This window comes from Yimella sp. RIT 621, from assembly GCF_004146205.1.
In the GTDB taxonomy this organism is placed as follows: Bacteria; Actinomycetota; Actinomycetes; order Actinomycetales; family Dermatophilaceae; genus Yimella; species Yimella lutea.
In genome coordinates this window covers 84,633-102,735 of record NZ_SEIP01000002.1, presented here as the reverse complement: position 1 = coordinate 102,735, position 18,103 = coordinate 84,633, and the positions used below count along the sequence as shown (strand labels likewise).

At 67.3% G+C, this 18,103-nt stretch carries 15 protein-coding genes, 1 tRNA gene and 1 pseudogene; 9 read left to right on the top strand and 8 right to left on the bottom strand.

The annotated features are described in order from the left end of the window. Positions 1-3: 3 nt before the first annotated feature. Entirely contained in the window at positions 4-177 is a 174-nt protein-coding gene (locus tag EU513_RS15690) for a hypothetical protein (protein WP_168990104.1), read from the bottom strand. 146 nt (positions 178-323) lie between these two features. On the opposite strand from EU513_RS15690, the gene EU513_RS02345 reads away from it, so the two are divergent. Then, positions 324-1,271: a small ribosomal subunit Rsm22 family protein gene (locus EU513_RS02345; protein WP_129624246.1), complete on the top strand. Its 948-nt coding sequence runs from the start codon at positions 324-326 to the stop codon at positions 1,269-1,271. Positions 1,272-1,356: 85 nt separating this feature from the next. Further along, entirely contained in the window at positions 1,357-1,671 is a 315-nt protein-coding gene (locus EU513_RS02340; RefSeq protein ID WP_129624245.1) for a hypothetical protein, read from the top strand. A gap of 4 nt (positions 1,672-1,675) precedes the next feature. On the opposite strand, the gene upp is transcribed toward EU513_RS02340, so the two are convergent. After that, positions 1,676-2,317 (bottom strand): uracil phosphoribosyltransferase, encoded by a 642-nt coding sequence (gene upp / locus EU513_RS02335; RefSeq protein ID WP_129624244.1) that lies wholly within the window; start codon positions 2,315-2,317, stop codon positions 1,676-1,678. On the opposite strand from upp, the gene tadA reads away from it, so the two are divergent. The 4 genes from tadA to EU513_RS02315 all read left to right on the top strand — a co-directional run bounded on the left by tadA (position 2,316) and on the right by EU513_RS02315 (position 6,725). Then, positions 2,316-2,801 carry a tRNA adenosine(34) deaminase TadA gene (tadA, locus tag EU513_RS02330; RefSeq protein WP_239702542.1) on the top strand — a complete coding sequence of 162 codons (486 nt, stop codon included), beginning with the start codon at positions 2,316-2,318 and terminating at the stop codon, positions 2,799-2,801. The two genes, upp and tadA, sit on opposite strands and share 2 nt — an antisense overlap. Positions 2,802-2,891: 90 nt before the next feature. Beyond that, positions 2,892-4,064: a GAF domain-containing protein gene (locus tag EU513_RS02325; RefSeq protein WP_129624243.1), complete on the top strand. Its 1,173-nt coding sequence runs from the start codon at positions 2,892-2,894 to the stop codon at positions 4,062-4,064. Between the two features lie 89 nt (positions 4,065-4,153). Then, a complete protein-coding gene (locus EU513_RS02320; protein ID WP_129624242.1) occupies positions 4,154-5,941 on the top strand; it encodes an NAD(P)/FAD-dependent oxidoreductase in 1,788 nt (595 codons plus the stop codon). 10 nt (positions 5,942-5,951) lie between these two features. After that, on the top strand, positions 5,952-6,725 hold the full coding sequence (locus EU513_RS02315; RefSeq protein WP_129624241.1) for an acetoin reductase: 774 nt from the start codon (positions 5,952-5,954) through the stop codon (positions 6,723-6,725). Between the two features lie 221 nt (positions 6,726-6,946). On the opposite strand, the gene EU513_RS02310 is transcribed toward EU513_RS02315, so the two are convergent. The 4 genes from EU513_RS02310 to EU513_RS15685 all read right to left on the bottom strand — a co-directional run bounded on the left by EU513_RS02310 (position 6,947) and on the right by EU513_RS15685 (position 13,070). Beyond that, on the bottom strand, positions 6,947-7,837 hold the full coding sequence (locus tag EU513_RS02310; protein ID WP_129624240.1) for an Abi family protein: 891 nt from the start codon (positions 7,835-7,837) through the stop codon (positions 6,947-6,949). Between the two features lie 269 nt (positions 7,838-8,106). Then, the gene (locus EU513_RS02305; protein WP_129624239.1) at positions 8,107-11,970 is read right to left on the bottom strand and encodes a type ISP restriction/modification enzyme; all 3,864 of its coding nucleotides are present in this window, start codon (positions 11,968-11,970) and stop codon (positions 8,107-8,109) included. Positions 11,971-12,139: 169 nt separating this feature from the next. Further along, positions 12,140-12,556 (bottom strand): hypothetical protein, encoded by a 417-nt coding sequence (locus tag EU513_RS02300; protein WP_129624238.1) that lies wholly within the window; start codon positions 12,554-12,556, stop codon positions 12,140-12,142. 232 nt (positions 12,557-12,788) lie between these two features. After that, entirely contained in the window at positions 12,789-13,070 is a 282-nt protein-coding gene (locus tag EU513_RS15685; RefSeq protein ID WP_168990103.1) for a helix-turn-helix transcriptional regulator, read from the bottom strand. Between the two features lie 229 nt (positions 13,071-13,299). Here EU513_RS15685 and EU513_RS02290 point away from each other — a divergent pair, with 229 nt between their 5' ends. Together EU513_RS02290 and EU513_RS02285 are read left to right on the top strand one after the other, a co-directional pair. Beyond that, positions 13,300-14,286 carry a hypothetical protein gene (locus EU513_RS02290; protein ID WP_129624236.1) on the top strand — a complete coding sequence of 329 codons (987 nt, stop codon included), beginning with the start codon at positions 13,300-13,302 and terminating at the stop codon, positions 14,284-14,286. Further along, complete coding sequence (locus tag EU513_RS02285; protein ID WP_129624235.1) at positions 14,283-16,217, top strand: hypothetical protein; 1,935 nt, start codon at positions 14,283-14,285, stop codon at positions 16,215-16,217. The genes EU513_RS02290 and EU513_RS02285 overlap by 4 nt, the downstream gene beginning before the upstream one ends. A 212-nt stretch (positions 16,218-16,429) precedes the next feature. Here the strand turns inward: EU513_RS02285 and EU513_RS02280 are convergent. Next, positions 16,430-16,519 (bottom strand) — tRNA-Ser (locus tag EU513_RS02280). 99 nt (positions 16,520-16,618) lie between these two features. On the opposite strand from EU513_RS02280, the pseudogene EU513_RS16085 reads away from it, so the two are divergent. Then, a pseudogene (locus EU513_RS16085) lies at positions 16,619-16,816 on the top strand (helix-turn-helix domain-containing protein); the annotation flags it as partial. A gap of 3 nt (positions 16,817-16,819) precedes the next feature. On the opposite strand, the gene EU513_RS02270 reads toward EU513_RS16085, so the two are convergent. After that, a complete protein-coding gene (locus tag EU513_RS02270; protein WP_205744639.1) occupies positions 16,820-18,091 on the bottom strand; it encodes an alpha-hydroxy-acid oxidizing protein in 1,272 nt (423 codons plus the stop codon). Positions 18,092-18,103 lie beyond the last annotated feature (12 nt).

Here is an 18,103-nt window from a genome sequence, read left to right as displayed (position 1 = left end):
ACGCTACTTGCCGATGATGGCCTTGAAGAAGTCGCCCATGTTCTCGACCCCGGAGGCCAGGAGGTCCCAGATGTTGCGGACGATGTCGGCGGACTTGTCAGGGCTGGTGAAGATGGCATAGAGAACGAAGGCGAAGAGCACCCAGATGGTGATCCTCTTGATCTTCTCGGTCGCCATGGGACCCTCCGGTTGATGAGCGAGCGGGACAGCCCGCTCAAGACGAGCATATTTGCGCGGCTCATTCTGCCAGCGATGTGACGGCTGTGACTGGAGTGGTCATCGCCCGGGAGTGTCGCCGTGCCGGTGGTCGTACGCTTCGACTCGTGAACTCACTGGCTCCGGTGTTGCGTTCGGCTCTCGAGGACGAGCTCGCCGGGCGTCCCCGTGCGGCACTTGCGGCCGCGACGGTGCGGCTGTCCGAGCGCTATCGACGAGGTGGCGCGGCCGCGTCGCCGATCCTTGCGACCGATGCGGATGTGGCCGCCTACGCGGCATATCGAATGCCCGCGACGTATGCCGCATGTGAGCGGGCGCTCGCGCTTTCCTCGTTGTGCTTCGGTGGCCGGATCGACTCGGTGGTCGACCTCGGTGGTGGCACCGGCGCCGGGGCGTGGGCGGCTGCGTCGGTGTTCGAGCCCTCGTCGGTGCGCGTGCTCGACCAGGTGGACGCGGCGTTGAAATGCGGGCAGCGACTGTCCTCGTCCGTGTTCGATGCTCGTTTCGAGACCTGGAGGGTCGGGTCTGCCGTACCGGCCGCCGACCTGGTGATGGCGTCGTTCGTGCTCTCGGAACTGAGCGAGGCGCAGCGGGCTTCCCTGGTCCACGCGATGGGGTCGTCGGCGTCCGAAGCGGTGTTCCTGATCGAGCCGGGCACGCCGGACGGACATCAGCGGATCCTTGCCGCCCGTGCACAACTCGTCGATTCGGGTTGGACGATCGCGGCTCCTTGTCCGCAGTCGAGGGAATGCCCTGTGCGGCAACCTGATTGGTGCCACTTTGCCGCGCGGGTCGAGCGTTCGGCGATGCACCGACAGATCAAGGGTGGCGATCTCAGCTACGAGGACGAGAAGTTCTCGTTCGTGTTCGCCGTCCGCTGCGGTGCTTCGCCGTCCGGTGCGCGCGTGCTGCGGCACCCGGGCAAGCGCAAGGGGTTCGTCGATCTGACCGTCTGTGATGCCGCGGGCGAGACCGGTCGACGGGTCGTCACCAAGAAGCAGGGGGATGCGTACAAGCAGGCCCGCGACCTGCGGTGGGGCGACCCCTGGGTCTGACCCATCCGCCGCATCTGACCATCCGGGCGGCGTCTGGACATCCAGATCACAACGGGTGCCGCCGGCGCTCCCAGTCGTGGCTCGGATGTCCATTCGCGATCCGGATCATCAGATTCGCACAACCCCCAAACAAATCGTTGCTGTTGATGTCGCTCAGGGAGAACGCATTCCGCCGACCGCACTGTCCCGGGAGGGCAGCTACGACATGGTCGGCTCGTTCGTCGCGATGCCGATCGGGATGCTCGTGTTCGGCGTCCTCGCCACTGCCGTCCCGCTCAAGCCGCTGCTGATCGCGTCAGGCGTGCTCTACGCGCTCATCGCGCTGTCGACGCTCGCCGTGCACTCGATCCGGACGATGGAACGGCTTCCCGAGCACGCCGACGAGCCGCTGCTCACCTGACCGGTCAGTCGGCGACGCCGTACAGACGGTCGCCCGCATCGCCCAAGCCCGGGACGATGAAGCCCTGCTCGTTGAGACGTTCGTCGATCGAGCCGGTGACCAGCGTGATTGGGATCTCGAGTTCGGCGAGGTCCCTCTCCATGAACTCGATGCCTTCGGGCGCGCACAGCAGCGTGACCGCGGTGACGTCGTCCGCGCCACGCTCCGCCAGGTAACGAATGGCCATGGCCAGCGAACCGCCGGTGGCGAGCATCGGGTCGAGCACGTAGACCTGGCGGCCGGACAGGTCGTCGGGAAGGCGGTTGGCGTACGTGACCGCTTCGAGTGTCTCCTCGTCGCGCTGCATGCCGAGGAACCCGACCTCGGCGCTCGGCAACAGCCGCACCATGCCTTCGAGCATGCCCAGGCCGGCACGCAGGATGGGCACGATCAGCGGCTTCGGCGATGACAGCTTGATACCGGTGGTGGGGGCGACGGGGGTGCTGATCTCGAACGGCTCGACCCGCACGTCCCTGGTGGCCTCGTAGGCCAGCAGCGTCATCAGCTCCTCGGCCAGGCGCCGGAACGTGGGGGAGTCGGTGCGCACGTCCCGCAGGTAGGTGAGCTTGTGGGCGATGAGCGGGTGATTGGCGACCAGAACACGCATGGACCAGACTCTACGGGTGATCGCCGCCGCCGACGACTGGATGCAGATCGCGCTCGACGAGGCGCGTGCCGCGCTCGCCACTGACGACGTGCCGGTCGGGGCCGTGGTGCTCGATGCGGACGGAGTGGTGATCGGCACGGGACGCAACGCGCGGGTCGCGATCAACGACCCGCTCTCACACGCCGAGATCGTCGCGATCCGTGCAGCTGCTGAGACGCACGGCAACTACCGCCTCGACGACTGCACCCTTGTCGTCACTCTCGAACCCTGCCTGATGTGCACCGGTGCGGTGATGCAGGCCCGCATCCCGAGGGTGATCTTCGGGGCATGGGATGCGAAGGCGGGCGCCTGCGGTAGTGCATGGGACGTCGTGGCGACCAACCGCTCCCCGCACAAGCTGACCGTGGCCGGCGGGGTGCGTGAGGCAGAGTGCGCGCAGTTGCTCACCGACTTCTTCCGCGCACGGCGGCGGCGCAAGGGCTGATTGCGACTCCTCACCCCAGGGCCCACCAAGTGGTGCAGATCACATTTCTATAGGTCAGACTGGTCGCCTACGTCCGACCCCAGGAGTCCGATGAGCAGCCCGACCTTGCCGGTGACGCCAGCCGTCCGTGCTCTCGACGACCTGCGGCACAAGGCCGCGGATCTTGCGCGCCTGCACGAGCAATGGCAGCGCAGCCGGCTGGTCCCTGACGCCCTGCGCCCCGAGGTGGCGCGGGCATGGGCGCGCCACGAGCCCGAGCACCGAGCCGCTCGTTCCATCGGCACGCTCGCTGTCGACCAGGTGCGCGAGCGGCGGGACGCCTCGGTGGTGCTCGCGGCTGCGGTCGAGCCGCTGCGTCAGTTGCTGCTCGACACGGCCGTCGAGTCGAGCAACGAGATGGTCGTCTGCGACACCGACGGAGTCGTGCTGTGGGTCGACGGGCCACGTCCGGTGCGCGCCGAGTCGGAACGGCTGGGGTTCGTCGAGGGTGCCCGCTGGACCGAAGACCTCGTCGGCGTCAATGCGCTCGGCACCGCGCTGACGGAGAGGCGAGCGATCCAGTTGTTCGGCGCGGAGCACTCCAACCCCGACCAGCACCGCTGGGTCTGCACCGGCGCACCGATCCGCGACCCCGCCTCGACCGCGGTCATCGGGGCGATCACGCTGTCCGGGCCGCTCGCGAGCGCCCACCCGCACACCCTCTCGCTGGTGACCAGCGCTGTCCGGGCCGTCGAGTCGGAACTCACGTTGAGCCACCGCCGCTCGCTGCGCGACCTTGCCGGCGCAGACGAGCGCGCCGCGCTGGTCGTCGACAGGTACGGCTGGGTCGCGGCGGCCCGCGGTATCGATGCGCCCGAACGCGTCTGGGCGCCAAGGGGATTCGCTTCCGGTGCGATCTGGTTGCCCGCGTTCGGCACCTTCGAGTGCGTGCCGGTCAGGTCGGGCTGGGCATTGCACCCGACTCAGTCGCCGCAGCCGCAGCTGCGGCTGGTGCGGCACCCGCGTCCGACCCTGGAGGTGGGGGAGGCGCAAGACCCATCGGACGCCGCGAACGCGCGGTTCGCGCTCACCCCGAAGCAGGTGGTGCTGGTCGAAGCGCTCGCGGCCGCGCCGGGCGGACTCGACGTCGCCCAACTGCAAACCGTGCTCGGGGTCGGCAGCGCCGTGTCGGTGCGGGCCGAGATCTCCCGGCTGCGACGCCGCGTCGGCGGACTGCTGGAGAGCCGGCCCTACCGCTTCACCGTGCCGTGCGCGATCGACTGACCGCTGCAACCTTCTGCAACGCTTTCTCGCTGCGCACCTGACTCCTAACGTCGGCGATGTGACCCACATCACCTTCGAAGGAGACCGTGATGACCGATGAACTGAAGACCGCCCAGCAGTGGCTGAGCTCGTTCGAGCAAGCCCTCGGCGGGGACGACGACGCCGCGGTGACCGACCTGTTCGGGCCGGAGTGTTACTGGCGCGACCTGGTGTCGCTGACCTGGAACCTGCATACTGCCGAGGGCGCCGACGAGATCACCGCGATGCTCGACGGCACTGTGAAAGGCCTGCGCCCCAGGAACATTCGTGCGACCGAGGCGGCCGACGCCGACGGGGTGATCGAGGCCTGGTTCGAGTTCGACAACGACGCGTTCAACGGCAAGGGCCTGGTGCGGCTGCGCGACGGCAAGGCATGGACGCTGCTGACCACCTCGCAGGAACTCGTCGACTTTCCTGAGAACCGGGGCACCCGGCGTCCGCTCGGCGCCGAACACGGCAACCCCAACCAGGACAAGAACTGGCTCGACCACCAGAAGGAACGCCAGGCGCGCCTGGGTTACGAGGACCAGCCGTACGTGGTCATCGTCGGCGGCGGTCAGGGTGGCATCGGGCTCGGTGCCCGGTTGAAGCAGCTCGGGGTGCCGACGCTGATCATCGACAAGCACCCGCGTCCGGGCGACCAGTGGCGTGGCCGCTACCACTCCCTGTGTCTGCACGACCCGGTCTGGTACGACCACCTGCCCTACCTGCCGTTCCCGGCGAACTGGCCGGTGTTCACGCCGAAGGACAAGATCGGCGACTGGCTGGAGAGCTACACCAAGATCATGGAGCTCGACTACTGGAGCAACACCGAGTGCGTGTCGGCCGACTACGACGAGTCGACCCAGAAGTGGACCGTCAGGGTGATGCGCGACGGTTCGCCGGTCACCCTCGAGCCCTCGCAATTGGTGCTCGCAACGGGCATGTCGGGTGTGCCGAACATGCCGACCGTGCCGGGCATGGAGACCTTCAAGGGCGAGATCCAGCACTCGTCCCAGCACCCGGGTGGCGACGCGTACGCCGGCAAGAAGGCCGTCGTCGTCGGTTCGAACAACTCGGCCCACGACATCTGCGCCGACCTGTGGCGAGCCGGAGCCGACGTCACGATGCTGCAGCGTTCGAGCACCCACATCGTGCGGTCGCAGTCGCTGATGACCGAGGTGCTCGGCCCGCTCTACTCCGAGGAGGCGCTGGCCAACGGCATCGACCACGACAAGGCCGACCTGATCTTCGCCTCGATCCCGTACAAGGTGCTGCCGGGCGTGCAGAAGCAGGCCTTCGACGTCATCCGCGAGAACGACAAGGAGTTCTACGACGGGTTGGAGAAGGCCGGGTTCATGCTCGACTTCGGCGACGACGACTCCGGTCTGTTCCTGAAGTACTTGCGGCGCGGCTCCGGCTACTACATCGACATCGGTGCCTCCGACCTGGTGGCCAAGGGCGAGATCAAGCTCGTCGCACCGGCGAACGTCGACCACATCGACGAGACCGGGGTGGTGCTCGACGACGGACGCCACCTCGACGCCGACCTCATCGTGTTCGCCACCGGCTACGGCTCGATGAACGGTTGGGCGGCGAAGCTGATCAGCCAGGAGGTCGCCGACAAGGTGGGCAAGTGCTGGGGCCTCGGCTCCGACACGACCAAGGACCCGGGCCCGTGGCGAGGCGAGCTGCGCAACATGTGGAAGCCCACCAAGCAGGACAACCTGTGGTTCCACGGCGGCAACCTGCATCAGTCCCGGCACTACTCGCGCTACCTGTCGATTCAGCTCAAGGCGCGCATGGAGGGGCTCGACACGCCCGTCTACGCCATCCCCGAAACCGTCCACCTGTCCTGAAGGAGCCGTCATGGCCAACGTCCACATCACCGGCGCAGCGCGCGGAATCGGCAAGTCGATCGCGAACCGATTGGCGAGCGACGGACACGACCTGGTCGTGTCCGACCTTCCCGACATGTCCGACGCACTCGAGGCCACCGCCGAGGAGTTGCGGACCCACGGCGGCAAGGTCGTCGCCGCCACCGGTGACGTGTCATCGGCCGACGACGTACGCCGGTTGGTGGCCACGACCGTCGACGAACTCGGGTCGCTCGACGTCATGGTCGCCAACGCCGGTATCGCCCAGACCAAGGCGCTGCTCGAAGTGACTCCCGAGGAATACGACCGGGTGCACGCGGTCAACGGGCGAGGGGTGTTCCTCTGTTACACCGAGGCCGCCAAGCAGATGATCTCCCAAGGCAACGGCGGCAAGATCATCGGCGCGGCGTCGATCGCGGCGCACAAGGGATTTCCGTTGCTCGGTGTCTACTGCTCCAGCAAGTTCGCGGTGCGGGCGCTCACCCAGTCGGCCGCGCAGGAGTGGGCCGAGCACGGCATCACGGTCAACGCCTACTGCCCGGGCATCGTCGACACGACGATGTGGGAGGAGATCGATCGCGATCTCGGCGCGATCAACAACGTCGGCAAGGGCGAGTCGATGAAGGCGATGGCCGCAGGCATCGCACTCGGACGCGTTTCGACCGGCGATGACGTCGCCAAGCTGGTGTCGTACCTGGCTGGCCCCGACTCGGACTACATGACCGGGCAGTCGGTGCTGGTCGACGGTGGAATGGTCTTCAGTTAGGTCTTCAGTTAGTCAGACGGCAAACGGAACGAGGCGCCCGCATCGCTGCGGGCGCCTCGTTCCATCTGGCGGGGTTCCGACGAAAGTCTGGTGACCTGCGTAGTTGGCACCTGCCGAGTTGGTGGTTGCACGGGCAACGGCGCTCCGTTGCACACGCACGGAAGGCGGTGAGGCCCTGCGGGTCCAAACAGTGGCAACGCGCGGGAGTTGGCCTAGACGTCTCAGCTTCGACCGTCACGGTGGGCCAGTGGCTGGGTGAGCCCTTCCAAGAAGGCGCTGCCGCGACCGTGCGTGGCCAGGAGCGCCGGGACGACCGGGTCGCCCAGGTTGGTCTTGGTGAGGATGTCGTCGAGGGAGACGAGGACGTCCATGACGGATCTGGGGTCGAACTGGCCGATCTGCTTCTTGGTTTTGTGACGGGCGTTGTTCGGGGTGAGCCCGGCGTCGATGACGGAGTGTCGCCACAGCCGGGCGTGGTGGGCGCACCGGTTCCGGACGTACACGAGGGCTTTGACTCTGGAGTGGAAACCGGCCTTGGCGATGCCGAGCTCTTCAGCGATCACGGGGTGCAGAGTGCCGCCGGCCGCACGTTCGACGCACTTGGAGAGTGTGCCGAACGAGAACGCTTCGACTGCGGACCAGACCGGAAGATCCGCGTACGGGTCGGAGGCGTTGTTGTCGCGGTAGCGGAGGATGAACCGTTCCCGGCTGCGGTTCAGGTCAGCCCGGCACGACTCGGCAAGGGATTCTGACGTGGCGGCTCCCGAGAAGAACGAGTCCTGCAAGTAGGTGGCGTGCGAGTACGTGTCTCGCCCGAGGACGTACGCGTAGGTGGTGCGTAGCGCGATCTCGACCCGTCCGAGCCCGGCCATCAGCAGATCCCGCAGGGCTTCGTCGGCTTCGTACAGCGCCCACACGTCAGCGAACGTAGCCCCCGCCACGAAGGAGTTGTTCCCGTCGTGTGGCGCGGCTTGGAAGTACCGTGCGTACCCCATGAACCGGTAGTAGTTGACTCTGGACAGCCGCTCCTCGCACACGTCGGTGTCGCTGATCTCGAGCCCGCGCTGCTGGAGCAGGGACACTTGGTCGGGCCAGGACAGCCAAGGCTTCATGGAGGCATCGAAGCACAAAAAAGGCCCCTCCCATTTGAGCTTCTACGAGAGGCTTGGGAGGGGGGCGATTGGCCGCAACACTACGGCGGTTGCGACGGAAGGTCAACTGACAGGTGGGGCGGCGGCCCCGCGCTGAGCGTCTTGCAGAACGTCCGGTGGAGGTCTTGAAGGGCCACCGCAGCCCCGCCCGGCCAAGGGGATGGCGCCCTCGCCTTCAACGAACGAGCCTGCTGGCGACGTTGGTCGTGCCGAGCGCGCGGGTACGCGGTTCAACGCACCGTGGGGCCCCCGTCGCGGAGCCCCTTCCTCAGCGCACCGAGGGCAGTCGTGTCGTCCTCGTTGTAGGCGACCAGCCGCGCCCGCGCCTGGTCAGCTTCAGGCCCGGAAGCGCGGGCCATGTCGATCCAGGTGAGGGTGTCGGCCCCGCTTGCGCCCACCGTCCGCCAGGTTGCCCCGAACGTCGCGGCGACCGCCTTGAGCGACGTCCCGGCCACCCCGTCGAAGTGGTCTCGAACAACCTTGAGCAGATCCACCATGTTGTCTTCGAGCGCGCCGATCCGCTTGTCCCCTGACAGCACACGTTGGAGGTTCGCCGGTTCGGTCGGGCCGTAGTGGTAGATCCCGATTGAATGCCCGGCATGTCGGGCGTTGGCGGTGACTTGTGAGATCCAGCCGACGAACTCGTCCGCGAGTTGCGCCTCTTCTGTCTGCCCGTAGTCCGTGCTCCAGTTCGCAAATGCTCGGTACGTCCCGTCCGGGTCGTCGGGTCCGGTCAATGTCGCTCCCCACAGGTAGACGTGCCCGTCCTTGTGTTCGCAGTCGATGTCGATGCTCACGTCCGTGAGTGGTAAGCCGATATCACCATTGGTTACGCGGGCGAGTGCGGTACCTGAAGCGCGCACCTCGTCCCGTCTGACGGCGACGTCGGAGAACGCAGGCGTCGGGGCGGTGCCGGGCCCCACAACACGATCGAACGCCGCGTTCAGTTCAGTGGCCAGGTCCGCGAGGGCCGACACTGCGGCGATCGTCTTCAATGTCTCGCCCGCTTGCGAGATCGTGGCGGTCCAATGCGCACGCGCCGCCAGCCATTCGGGTAAGACCCGATAGTTGCTGACCATGAAGGACCACACGCCGTGTGGTATTCCCGTGATGGTGCGCCCGTTCGCGAACCGCAACGTGGTGCCGACCAGTTCGGCAGCGCCGACCGGACCGTGGCCCTTGCCTTCCCATTTCAGCCCAGTTGTCGGCGCTTCCTTCCGCCATGCGGTGCGGGTCCTCCGTCCGAGCGCGGCAACGTCGGCGGCGAGACCCTCGTCGTCGGTTAGTGGTACGCGCGGCGCGGAGGCTTCCAGTTCGGGCCAGTACCGTTCGGCGTATGCGGGCGCGGACAGGATGGCGAGCGTGTAGTCGTATGCGTTTTGGGCCGGGTCGAGCGATTCGGGAAATACGCGGTGCGCCCACCCAAGCGCCGCGTCGCTTAGACCGCAGCGGCGCCCGCCGACGATCGTGCGACCATCGTCTGGTTGGCCGTCGCCTGGTAGCCAAAGCGGGAACACGCCCTTACCGCCCGCCTGTCCTTTGAACGAGTGCTGGTCCGGTAGCAAGTCGGTGTGGATCGCCAGCGGGCCAGCACCCAGATCCCGCGGGAGGGAGATGAGCGTCGGCACGTCACCGGCCGCGTAGACGGCGTGCAGTTCGTCGCGGTACCAGTCGATCCACGCCGGGTCGTCATACACGTGTCGGCTGTCGAGGGGCCGGTAGAGGGCTTTGCGGACCTTGCCAGTGCTGAGCTTGTTCTTGTCGGGCACCGCCTTCTTCGATCGTGTGGACTGCGCCGTGGACCAGCCGGCCCGTCGTTGCGGGTCTGTGAGAGCAGCCCACCTGCCGAGGTTCCCGCCCTTGATAACAGGCGCGGATGGTTTGGCCCGAACTTCCGAGTAGACACCGTCACGGTCGACTGCCCACGGGGAGTACTCGCTAGTGTCGCGGGCCGACTGGATCCCGGTGAACGGGTCGTACCGGAACATTTCGGTCAGGGTCGGCGCGTCCGCAAGCGCGGCGGGCCAGTGGACCGGGACGAAAAGGTCGTCGCCGTCGACGGTCTCGAACGCGGACGCATCGAACGGGTCAGCGAGTGCGGCCAGCTTGTCGGCCTTTTTGCCGAACATGCGTCGATACCGGACGGTTGGTTCCCCGTGGAACGTCTTGTCGAACACGAGCCAGACAATCGCCACGCCCGTCTGGATACCGAACACGTTCACGTCGCCTCCAGCGAACGAGCGGGCCCCGGAACCGCCTCGCGCGTCACCGCCTAGGTCGTACACCCACACTTCCTTCACGCCCTTGCGGACAAGGCGGCGCAGGCCGACCAGGCTCGGGCCGATGATCCATGTGCGGTTGGTGACGTAGGCGACGATGCCGTGGTTCGTGGTCGTGTCGATGGTCGGCAGTTGTGCCGTGGCCTGCCGGTCCTTCGGGTCGCGCAATGCCCACAAGGACCAGGCCCAGAACGCGACGTACAAGTCTGTCGCGGATTTCAGGTCGGCCCGCCGGTCAACGGGGGTCGCGTTGACGACCTCCTGCATAAGGGCTGCCGCGAACACATCCCAGCCGCCGTTGGCGGTCTTGACCCGCTCATACGGTGGATTGCCGAGGATGACGAGGATTTCCTCGCCCGTCTTGATCCAGTCGGCACGTTGACGCTCTGCGAGTATCTCGTCGCCAGCGGGCCCGAACCCCGATACGGGTAGTTGGCCTGACTCGGGCGCGGCGAGTGTGTCAGCGAGGTAGATCGGGAGGCGTTGGGTCGGCGGGACTCCTTGTGCGGCTAGGAGTGCTTCGAGGCGCTGGTGCGCGATCGTGTAGGGGCCGGGGAACAGCTCGAAGGCGGACGTGCGGGTGGTCAGGACCTCGCTAACGACTTGGTCGGTCGGCAGCCCGGACTTGCCAGCTTCGTGCGCGATCTCGTTGGCAAGTCCGAGGAGGAACGTGCCGGTCCCTGTTGCGGGGTCGAGGAATCGCGCGTCCTCGTCAAGAATGCCGTCGGGTCGGGAGAGCGCGGTGCGGATGAGTTCGTCTACGCCGGAGACGATCTGTTGGACGATTTCTACGGGTGTGTAGTAGACGCCGTTCGCCTCGCGGGCGGCTTGGTCATACCGACGGAAGAACGGCTCGTAGGCATGAACGATGGGATCCGGTACGTACTTGCGGCGACCCTTCTGGTGCGTGGTCGAAGTGAACAGCGTCGGAGGGATGAGGTTGACGGTGCGGCACAATTCTTCGAGGAGAGGCTTCAGGGTGGCGACCTGCGATTGCGGGGACCATAGGATCGCGAGACACTGCGCGAGGAGGGGGTGGACCCCGGGTTTCAGGCCGACCTGTTGGGTGAGGCTGATGTCCTGGCCGGATTCCAGGTGCCACAGGAGCGCCCCGAAAGCCGCGATCTGTACGTAGGAGTCCACGAACTTTTCCCAGGTGAATGGCTGTCCGTTGCGGTAGAGGAGTGCCCCGAAGTCGCTGCGGAGTTGGTTGAGGTGCGAACCGGCGTTGGAGGGGCCGAGCTCAATGAGGGCGAGTTTGATCGCCTTGGCTCGGGACGCGAGCGCGACGACCGCCGTGTCGACCTTGGTGTAGTCGCCGAGCTGGAAGGACGCGAACAGGCCGAGCAGGTCGTGGAGGTCGTCCAGTGCTTTCGGGTCGGTGGGCAGGATCGTGTCGGTGGTGAACGTGTCCCGCTCAAAGGTGGCCTTCTTCACCCGTCGGCTGTCCTGGTACAGCTCCCATTGCCAGCCGTCGGTCAGGATCAGGTTGTGTAGGCCAGCGACGAACAGTTCACGCTGCTTCTTGTCGTGGCCTTTGAGGTCGGTAAGGTCCTTGCCGGTCACTGCCTTGAACTCGATCCAACCGAGCAGTTCGTTGCCGCTGTCCACGCGGAAGTCTGGGATTCCAAAGTCAGTTCCGGCCTGCTGTGACACGTGCAGGGTGCGTGCCGTGACCGCTGGGAGTGCAGCGGACAGGAAGTTGTCAAGCTTGCCGGTCACGCTGAGTTCCGCGGACGCGCCGGGGATCGCGAGGGTGGATTTGCACTCGGATACGAACGCGGCAAACAGATCCGGAACTGACTCGTTGGGCATGTGCGCGTGTCCCTCCTGCGGCTGGTGCCACAATGTAATCGCTTGCCTCCGCGTATTCGGCCGTTCGATTCGGTTTCGCGGGTTCGGTGATGAGTATCGGACGGCGGCACGGAAATGCTCGCGGTTCCGCGAGTGTACGTGTCAGGGAGCCGCAGCTTCGCCTCGCCATTCAGCTGGGGTCGACGCCGGTGAGTTGGGCGTACGCCTCGCGGATGCTGCTCAAGGCGAAGGGGAGCCGGTCCGCGATGTGCATCAGGAGGTTGTGGAGGTCGGCCAGGTCTTCGTCGGTGATGATGCCGTCGAGGAGGTCTCCGAGGAGTTCGAGGACGCCTTCTTGCATCAGCCCGTCGCATACGCTGACGTATTCGAGCGCATGGTCGAGCTCAGCGACGACCGTGTCGTCGGCGGCCAGGGATGCTTGGTGTTTTAGGGCTTGGAGTTCCCGCTTCTTGCGTTGTCGGAACTCTGCGTGGGCGAAGGCGTCTCGGGCGCGTCGTGCTTCGGTCCGGCAGGTGTCTGAGCAGAACGCGCGTCTTGGGGGTGGGACGGGTTTCCCGCAGCGGGCGCAGCTGCGGGGTGTCCTCATGGTGTGTGCCTACCGGGCACCAACCGCCACCGTCAACGGGTACACGCCGTCAAGCGTGAAGTGATGACGTCATCACTTGGGTCCTCGGACGGGAACCCTGGCGCGCATGACGCACTCGTCGCTTCATCCGGTCGGTCAGCGGATCACGCTGCCCGCCGCCGGCGCCTGCGGGCGCGACGCGACCCGGTTGATTCCGGGCGCGCTGGAACGGAGTGTGCTGGAGCGGGGCGGGTCAGTCGCGGTTGGGTTGGCTGACCGGCCAGAGGCTGACGCCCAGGGCGGCTTCGAGCCGCGCGAGGACTCGTGTTTCGACGCGGGTGCTGCCGGTGCGGACGGCGTGGACGGTGCCGACGGAGACGCCGGCGGCTCGAGCGACGTCCCGCGTGGAGAGCCCGTGTCTGGTCATGTGCCCGTCGAGGGTCGCGGCGATGTGTTGGGTGGTGCGGTCGACGGCAGCGTCGAGGTCGTCCGCGGTCGCGCGGCGCGTCTCGTCGTGGTTGCCGGGGTCGGTCACCCGCTCAGGGTACGGGTCCTGCAGGTGGGGTTGTCCCGTCCGTCGGGTTCGTGGGGTTGCGTCGGGGTCGGGATGGACGGTTCCATGGGTGTTCAGCAGAATGAACACTTGGGAGGTTGTGGCGCGTGGAACCCTCATCTGGCCGTCGGCCATGTGGGCAACCCACTTCCTCGACTGCCGACCACGCCACTGCACCCACGACCTTCCCCTGCCGTCCTGGTGGACACGCATGAGCGGCCGCGGCATCCCCATGGCGTCGAACCGCGACGACGCGCTCCGCGCCGGGATCCGTCTCGCTCACCGGTTCAAAGGCAACCCGCCCCTTCCGGCGCCCCAGAGGGAGTTCGCCCGCGACCTCGTGATCGACGTCCTGCCTTCAGCGCCGCAACCCGTCTCCAGCGCGTGGGTCCGCCACACCCTCGCCGCCGTCGGCACGTTCACCCGGTGGGTCGTCATGGACGGGCTGCCCCTCGACCGGGACGTCGTGCTGACCGAGGAGGTCATCACCCGCTGGGTGCACGTCGGTCTGGCGGACAGGACGAACGGGACACGCTCGACCTATCAGACCCGGCTCGAGATCATCCGCTGTCACTACCGCGGCATCGAGTGGGTCGGCAGCAGGTACCCGACCATCGGGAAAGACGACCCAGGCATGCCGTTGACCCCACAGGCCGAAGCCGACCTGTGGTTGTGGTCCACGAACCTGCGCCGCGTCACGTGGCGGCAACGCGTGGGCGCTTCACTCGCCCTCACGCTCGGGTGCGGACTGACCCGGTACGAACAAGGCCGGGTCGCACGTGAGGACGTGACCCGTGACGATCACGGCGTCCACGTCACCGTGGCCTCGGTCCGCGCGGACATCCCGCCGCGGGTCGTCACCTGCCGCCGCTCGTGGGAGACACGCCTGGCAGCGTTGACGCTCGCGACCGAGCCCGGCCATCTGATCGCGTCACCGTGGCGGACCATCCCACAGACCGACGCGGGGTTCGACCAGATGTTCGCGACCGTCAACCGGCAGTCCCCGCCCCCGGCCCGCTGGAACCACCAACGGCTCCGCAACACCTGGTTCGCCCGGCACCTGACCGTTGGCACGCCCATCCCGGTCCTGCTCGCCGCCGGAGGGGTCACCTCCCTGCAGACTCTGACCCGGCTGCTGCCCCTCCTGCCTGACGTGGACTCTCACGCCGCGGCGACCTGGTTGCGAGACGCGCCATGAGCCGTTCCAGCAGCCGACGGCGCGGGAAGCCCACGACCGGAACGACGGGACGTGAGCTGCGCCAACAGGTCGCCACCCCGCCCGGTCTGGGCTACCGCTCGGTCCTCGCGCGCGTCGGGCGCCCACCTCTGGACGAGACCGTCCGCATGTCAGCGTTCGGGCTCGTCACCTTGTCCCGACCGACCCTGTTCGATGACGACGAGGTGCGGGACGTGGCCGCGCTCATAGACTGGTCCGGGCTGCCCGACTGGGTCCAAGCCAGGATCGACGCGCTGAAGACGAAACCGGGACGCCCGTGCGTGCTCCCGATCCGGGCTCTCATGGTTGGGCTGCTCCTCGCGCCGCGCGACAACAGGGGACTGCTGCTGACCGAGGTGACCGAGATCCTGTACCGCCGGATCCGCCCGTCCGTCCAGGCTGAGCTCGGGATCGCCCCGGCGGCCCGGCAGGGCGAGGCGCGGACACGGGAACGGCGTGCCCGCGACGCGGAGTACGGGCGGGTGCAGCGCGCGTTCGCGCGGCTCCGCGCCGTCATGGACCCGTCGATCCACCGGAAAGGCAGGGTCATGCCGTGGACCGAACTCGTCCAGCACGACCGGCAGCTCACTCCCGACGAGCAGTTGGAGATGCAAGCCGTCCTCGACACGTTCTCCAACACGCTGCTCGCAGCCACGTTCGCGGCACTCCCGGACGCCACCCTCGACGCGTACGACGGCTCCGCAGGCGTGGACGCCACACCCATCCGGCTCCACGCACGCTTGCGTGGAGCAGACTCCACCATCGCCGCGTCCGACCCGGACGGCGGCGTCTACAAACGCACCGGCGACCACTCCGAAGGACCGACACCCGTCAAGGGCGACCGTCGCAGGAAGACGGACAAGACCATGTTCGCGATGGACCTTCACCTGATGGTCTCCGCAGACCCGACCCTCGGGCCGTTCCAGTACATGCCAGCGTTGGCCCTGGCGATGACGCTCGACCGTCCTGGGGTCGACCCCTCCGGTGCGACTCGTCGCCTGGTCTCCGTCCTCGCAGAACGGGGACACACGCCCGGCTACCTCGCCGGGGACGGCCTGTACACCAACCAGAACCCGAACGACTTCCAGATCCCCGCACGCCAAGCCGGCTGGAAACTCGTCCTGCCCTACGGGAAAGACCAGACCGGGAAGCAGGTCACCCACCCCAGCGGAGCCGTCATGGTCGACGGCACCTGGGTCTGCCCTGCGATCACCGGAGACCTCGCCGACGCGGTCGCACGGTTCCGCGCTGAGCAAATCACCCACGAGGAGTTCCTCGCCGCGGTGGCGAAACGCAACGACTACCGGATGCGCCTGCACGCCAAGAACGACGACACCGGCAACCTCCGCCTCCGCTGCCCCGCAGCCGGTGACGCGCCCACCGCGAAGTGCGTCCTGAAGCCACGCTCCGAGGAGCCCCGCCCCATCACCTTGACCGCCTCCGGGCAGAAGTTCGACGGCCGGCCACGCATCGTCCCCGGCCCCGACATCAACCGCGACCACCCGCCCCAGGTCTGCGCGTCCGAGACCATCACGGTCGACGGCGAGGTCGGCGCGAAGTTCGATCAGCACCTCCCGTTCGGCACACCCGCGCACACGCACGTCTACAACGCGCTGCGCCAGTCCCAGGAGGGCTACCACGGGTTCGCGAAGGACGAAGCCCGCGAAGCCCTCGGAACCTCTGGCCGTCGTCGCGTCCCCGGCAAGGCAGCCCAGTCCGTCTTCGCCGCGTTCATCCTCGCCGCCGCCAACCTCCGCAAGATCACCGCGTTCTACGCGAAAGCCGAACCCGACGCCGCTGGCCGGCTCTGCGTCCGACGCCCGGATCAGTCAGTCGAACGGACCCTGAACCCGCCCGGCGAAGCCCCACCCGACCAACCCGACCAAGCCGACGCCGACGAGGACGCCGCCTGACCCGGAACCCCGCAGGGAACGGGCGGCTGGTGCTGCGCCCGAGGGCCATCCCGGCCCCAATCAGCCTCCGCGGAAGGGCCCAGAGGGGCACTCGCGGCCCCTCCACCCCCGAATCCCAGTATGACGAAGGCTCCCGGACCATTGATGGTCCGGGAGCCTTCCTCTTGGATCGACTTTCATCGACCCAGGACGTCATTTTCATTGACGCCCCCTGGCGGTGGCGGAGGGATTTGAACCCTCGGTGGGGGTTAACCCACAAACGCTTTCGAGGCGTTCTCCTTAGGCCGCTCGGACACGCCACCGCCGAAGAACATACCCGACGGTCGACGTTCGGCCCAAACCGGCACACTGGACGGGTGGAGCACGAAGACATCGTCCGGCTGCGGCGGGCGCGTGATCGGATGGATCGCGACTACGCCCAGCCCCTCGACGTGCCCGCTCTCGCGGCCGATGCGCTGATGTCGGTCGGCCATTTCCAGCGCTCGTTCAAGAAGGCGTACGGCGAAATGCCCTACTCCTACCTGATGACCCGGCGGGTCGAGCGCGCCCAGGCGCTGCTGCGCATCGGTGAGTTGAGCGTCACCGACGTCTGCATGGCGACCTCAGGCCAGCATCGAGGAGTCGATCTCGGCGATCGAGGTGACGCCGGTGGTGGCCATCATGAGGTCGAGTTCGGCACGGAAGTGTTCGAGCACCTCACGCACCCCGTCCGCACCGGCGATCGCGAGCCCGTAGACGTAGGGGCGGCCGATGCAGACCGCTGACGCGCCGAGCGCCAACGCCTTGTAAACATCTGCACCACAACGGATTCCGCTGTCGAACAGCAGCGGGACGCGTCTATCGACAACGGGGACGATCGCCTCCAGCGCATCGAGGGAGGCGATCGCTCCGTCAACCTGCCGGCCGCCGTGGTTCGAGACGATGATCCCGTCGACACCCGCCTCCAGTGCCAGCCGAGCGTCCTCGACGGACTGCACACCCTTGACCAGGATCGGCAGGTCCGTCATCTCCCGCAGCGTCGCCAGGTCGTCCCAGGTCAGATCGGTTCGGGAGAAGACCTCCAGGAAGGTCTGGACGGCGGCGCGTGGATAGGGCGAGCGGAGGTTCTCGCGGAACTCGCCGGGATAGTGCTTGGTGATCGAGAGCAGCGAGCGCACCGCGGCCGGGGTCGGTCGTCCGTCGGGCTGTTTGCCCGGCCCGCCGTTCACGCGCTGCTCGACCAGGTCCCGGAACGCCGGGTCGGACGTGTACTGCGCGATGCCGAGACCACGGGCGAACGGCAGGTACGCGCGATCGAGGTCGAGCGTGCGCCAGCCGAGCACGGTCGTGTCGAGCGTGACCACGATCGCGCCCGCACCGATGGCCTCGGCCCGTCGCACGAACGACTCGACGACGGACGTCTGGTTGCTCCAGTAGAGCTGGAACCAGCGCGGGTGATCGCCGAGTTCGGCGGCGATCTGCTCCATCGGCACGGACGCCTGCGAGGAGATGATCATCGGCACGCCCGCGGCCTTCGTCCCGCGCGCGACGGCGAGATCGGCATCGGGATGTGCCATCTGCGCCACACCGATCGGGGCTGTCAGCAAAGGGGAGGGGAAATCTCTGCCCAGCAGGGAGATCGACTGTTCCCGGCGGCTCACGTCGCGCAGCATTCGCGGCACGATGCGGTGCCGGTCGAAGGCGGCACGGTTGGCGTCCATCGTCGACCCGGATCCGGCACCGGTCTGCACGTAGTCGCGTGCCGGCGGGCTCATCGCCTTCAACCCCGCGCGCTCCAGCGAGTCGGCATGGGTCGGCACCGATGGCGTCCGACCGAACACGCCCGCTGAGTAGATTCGCGACTGGATCTCGCGCCCGAAAGGCAACTGGGTCATCTCGGGGCCTCC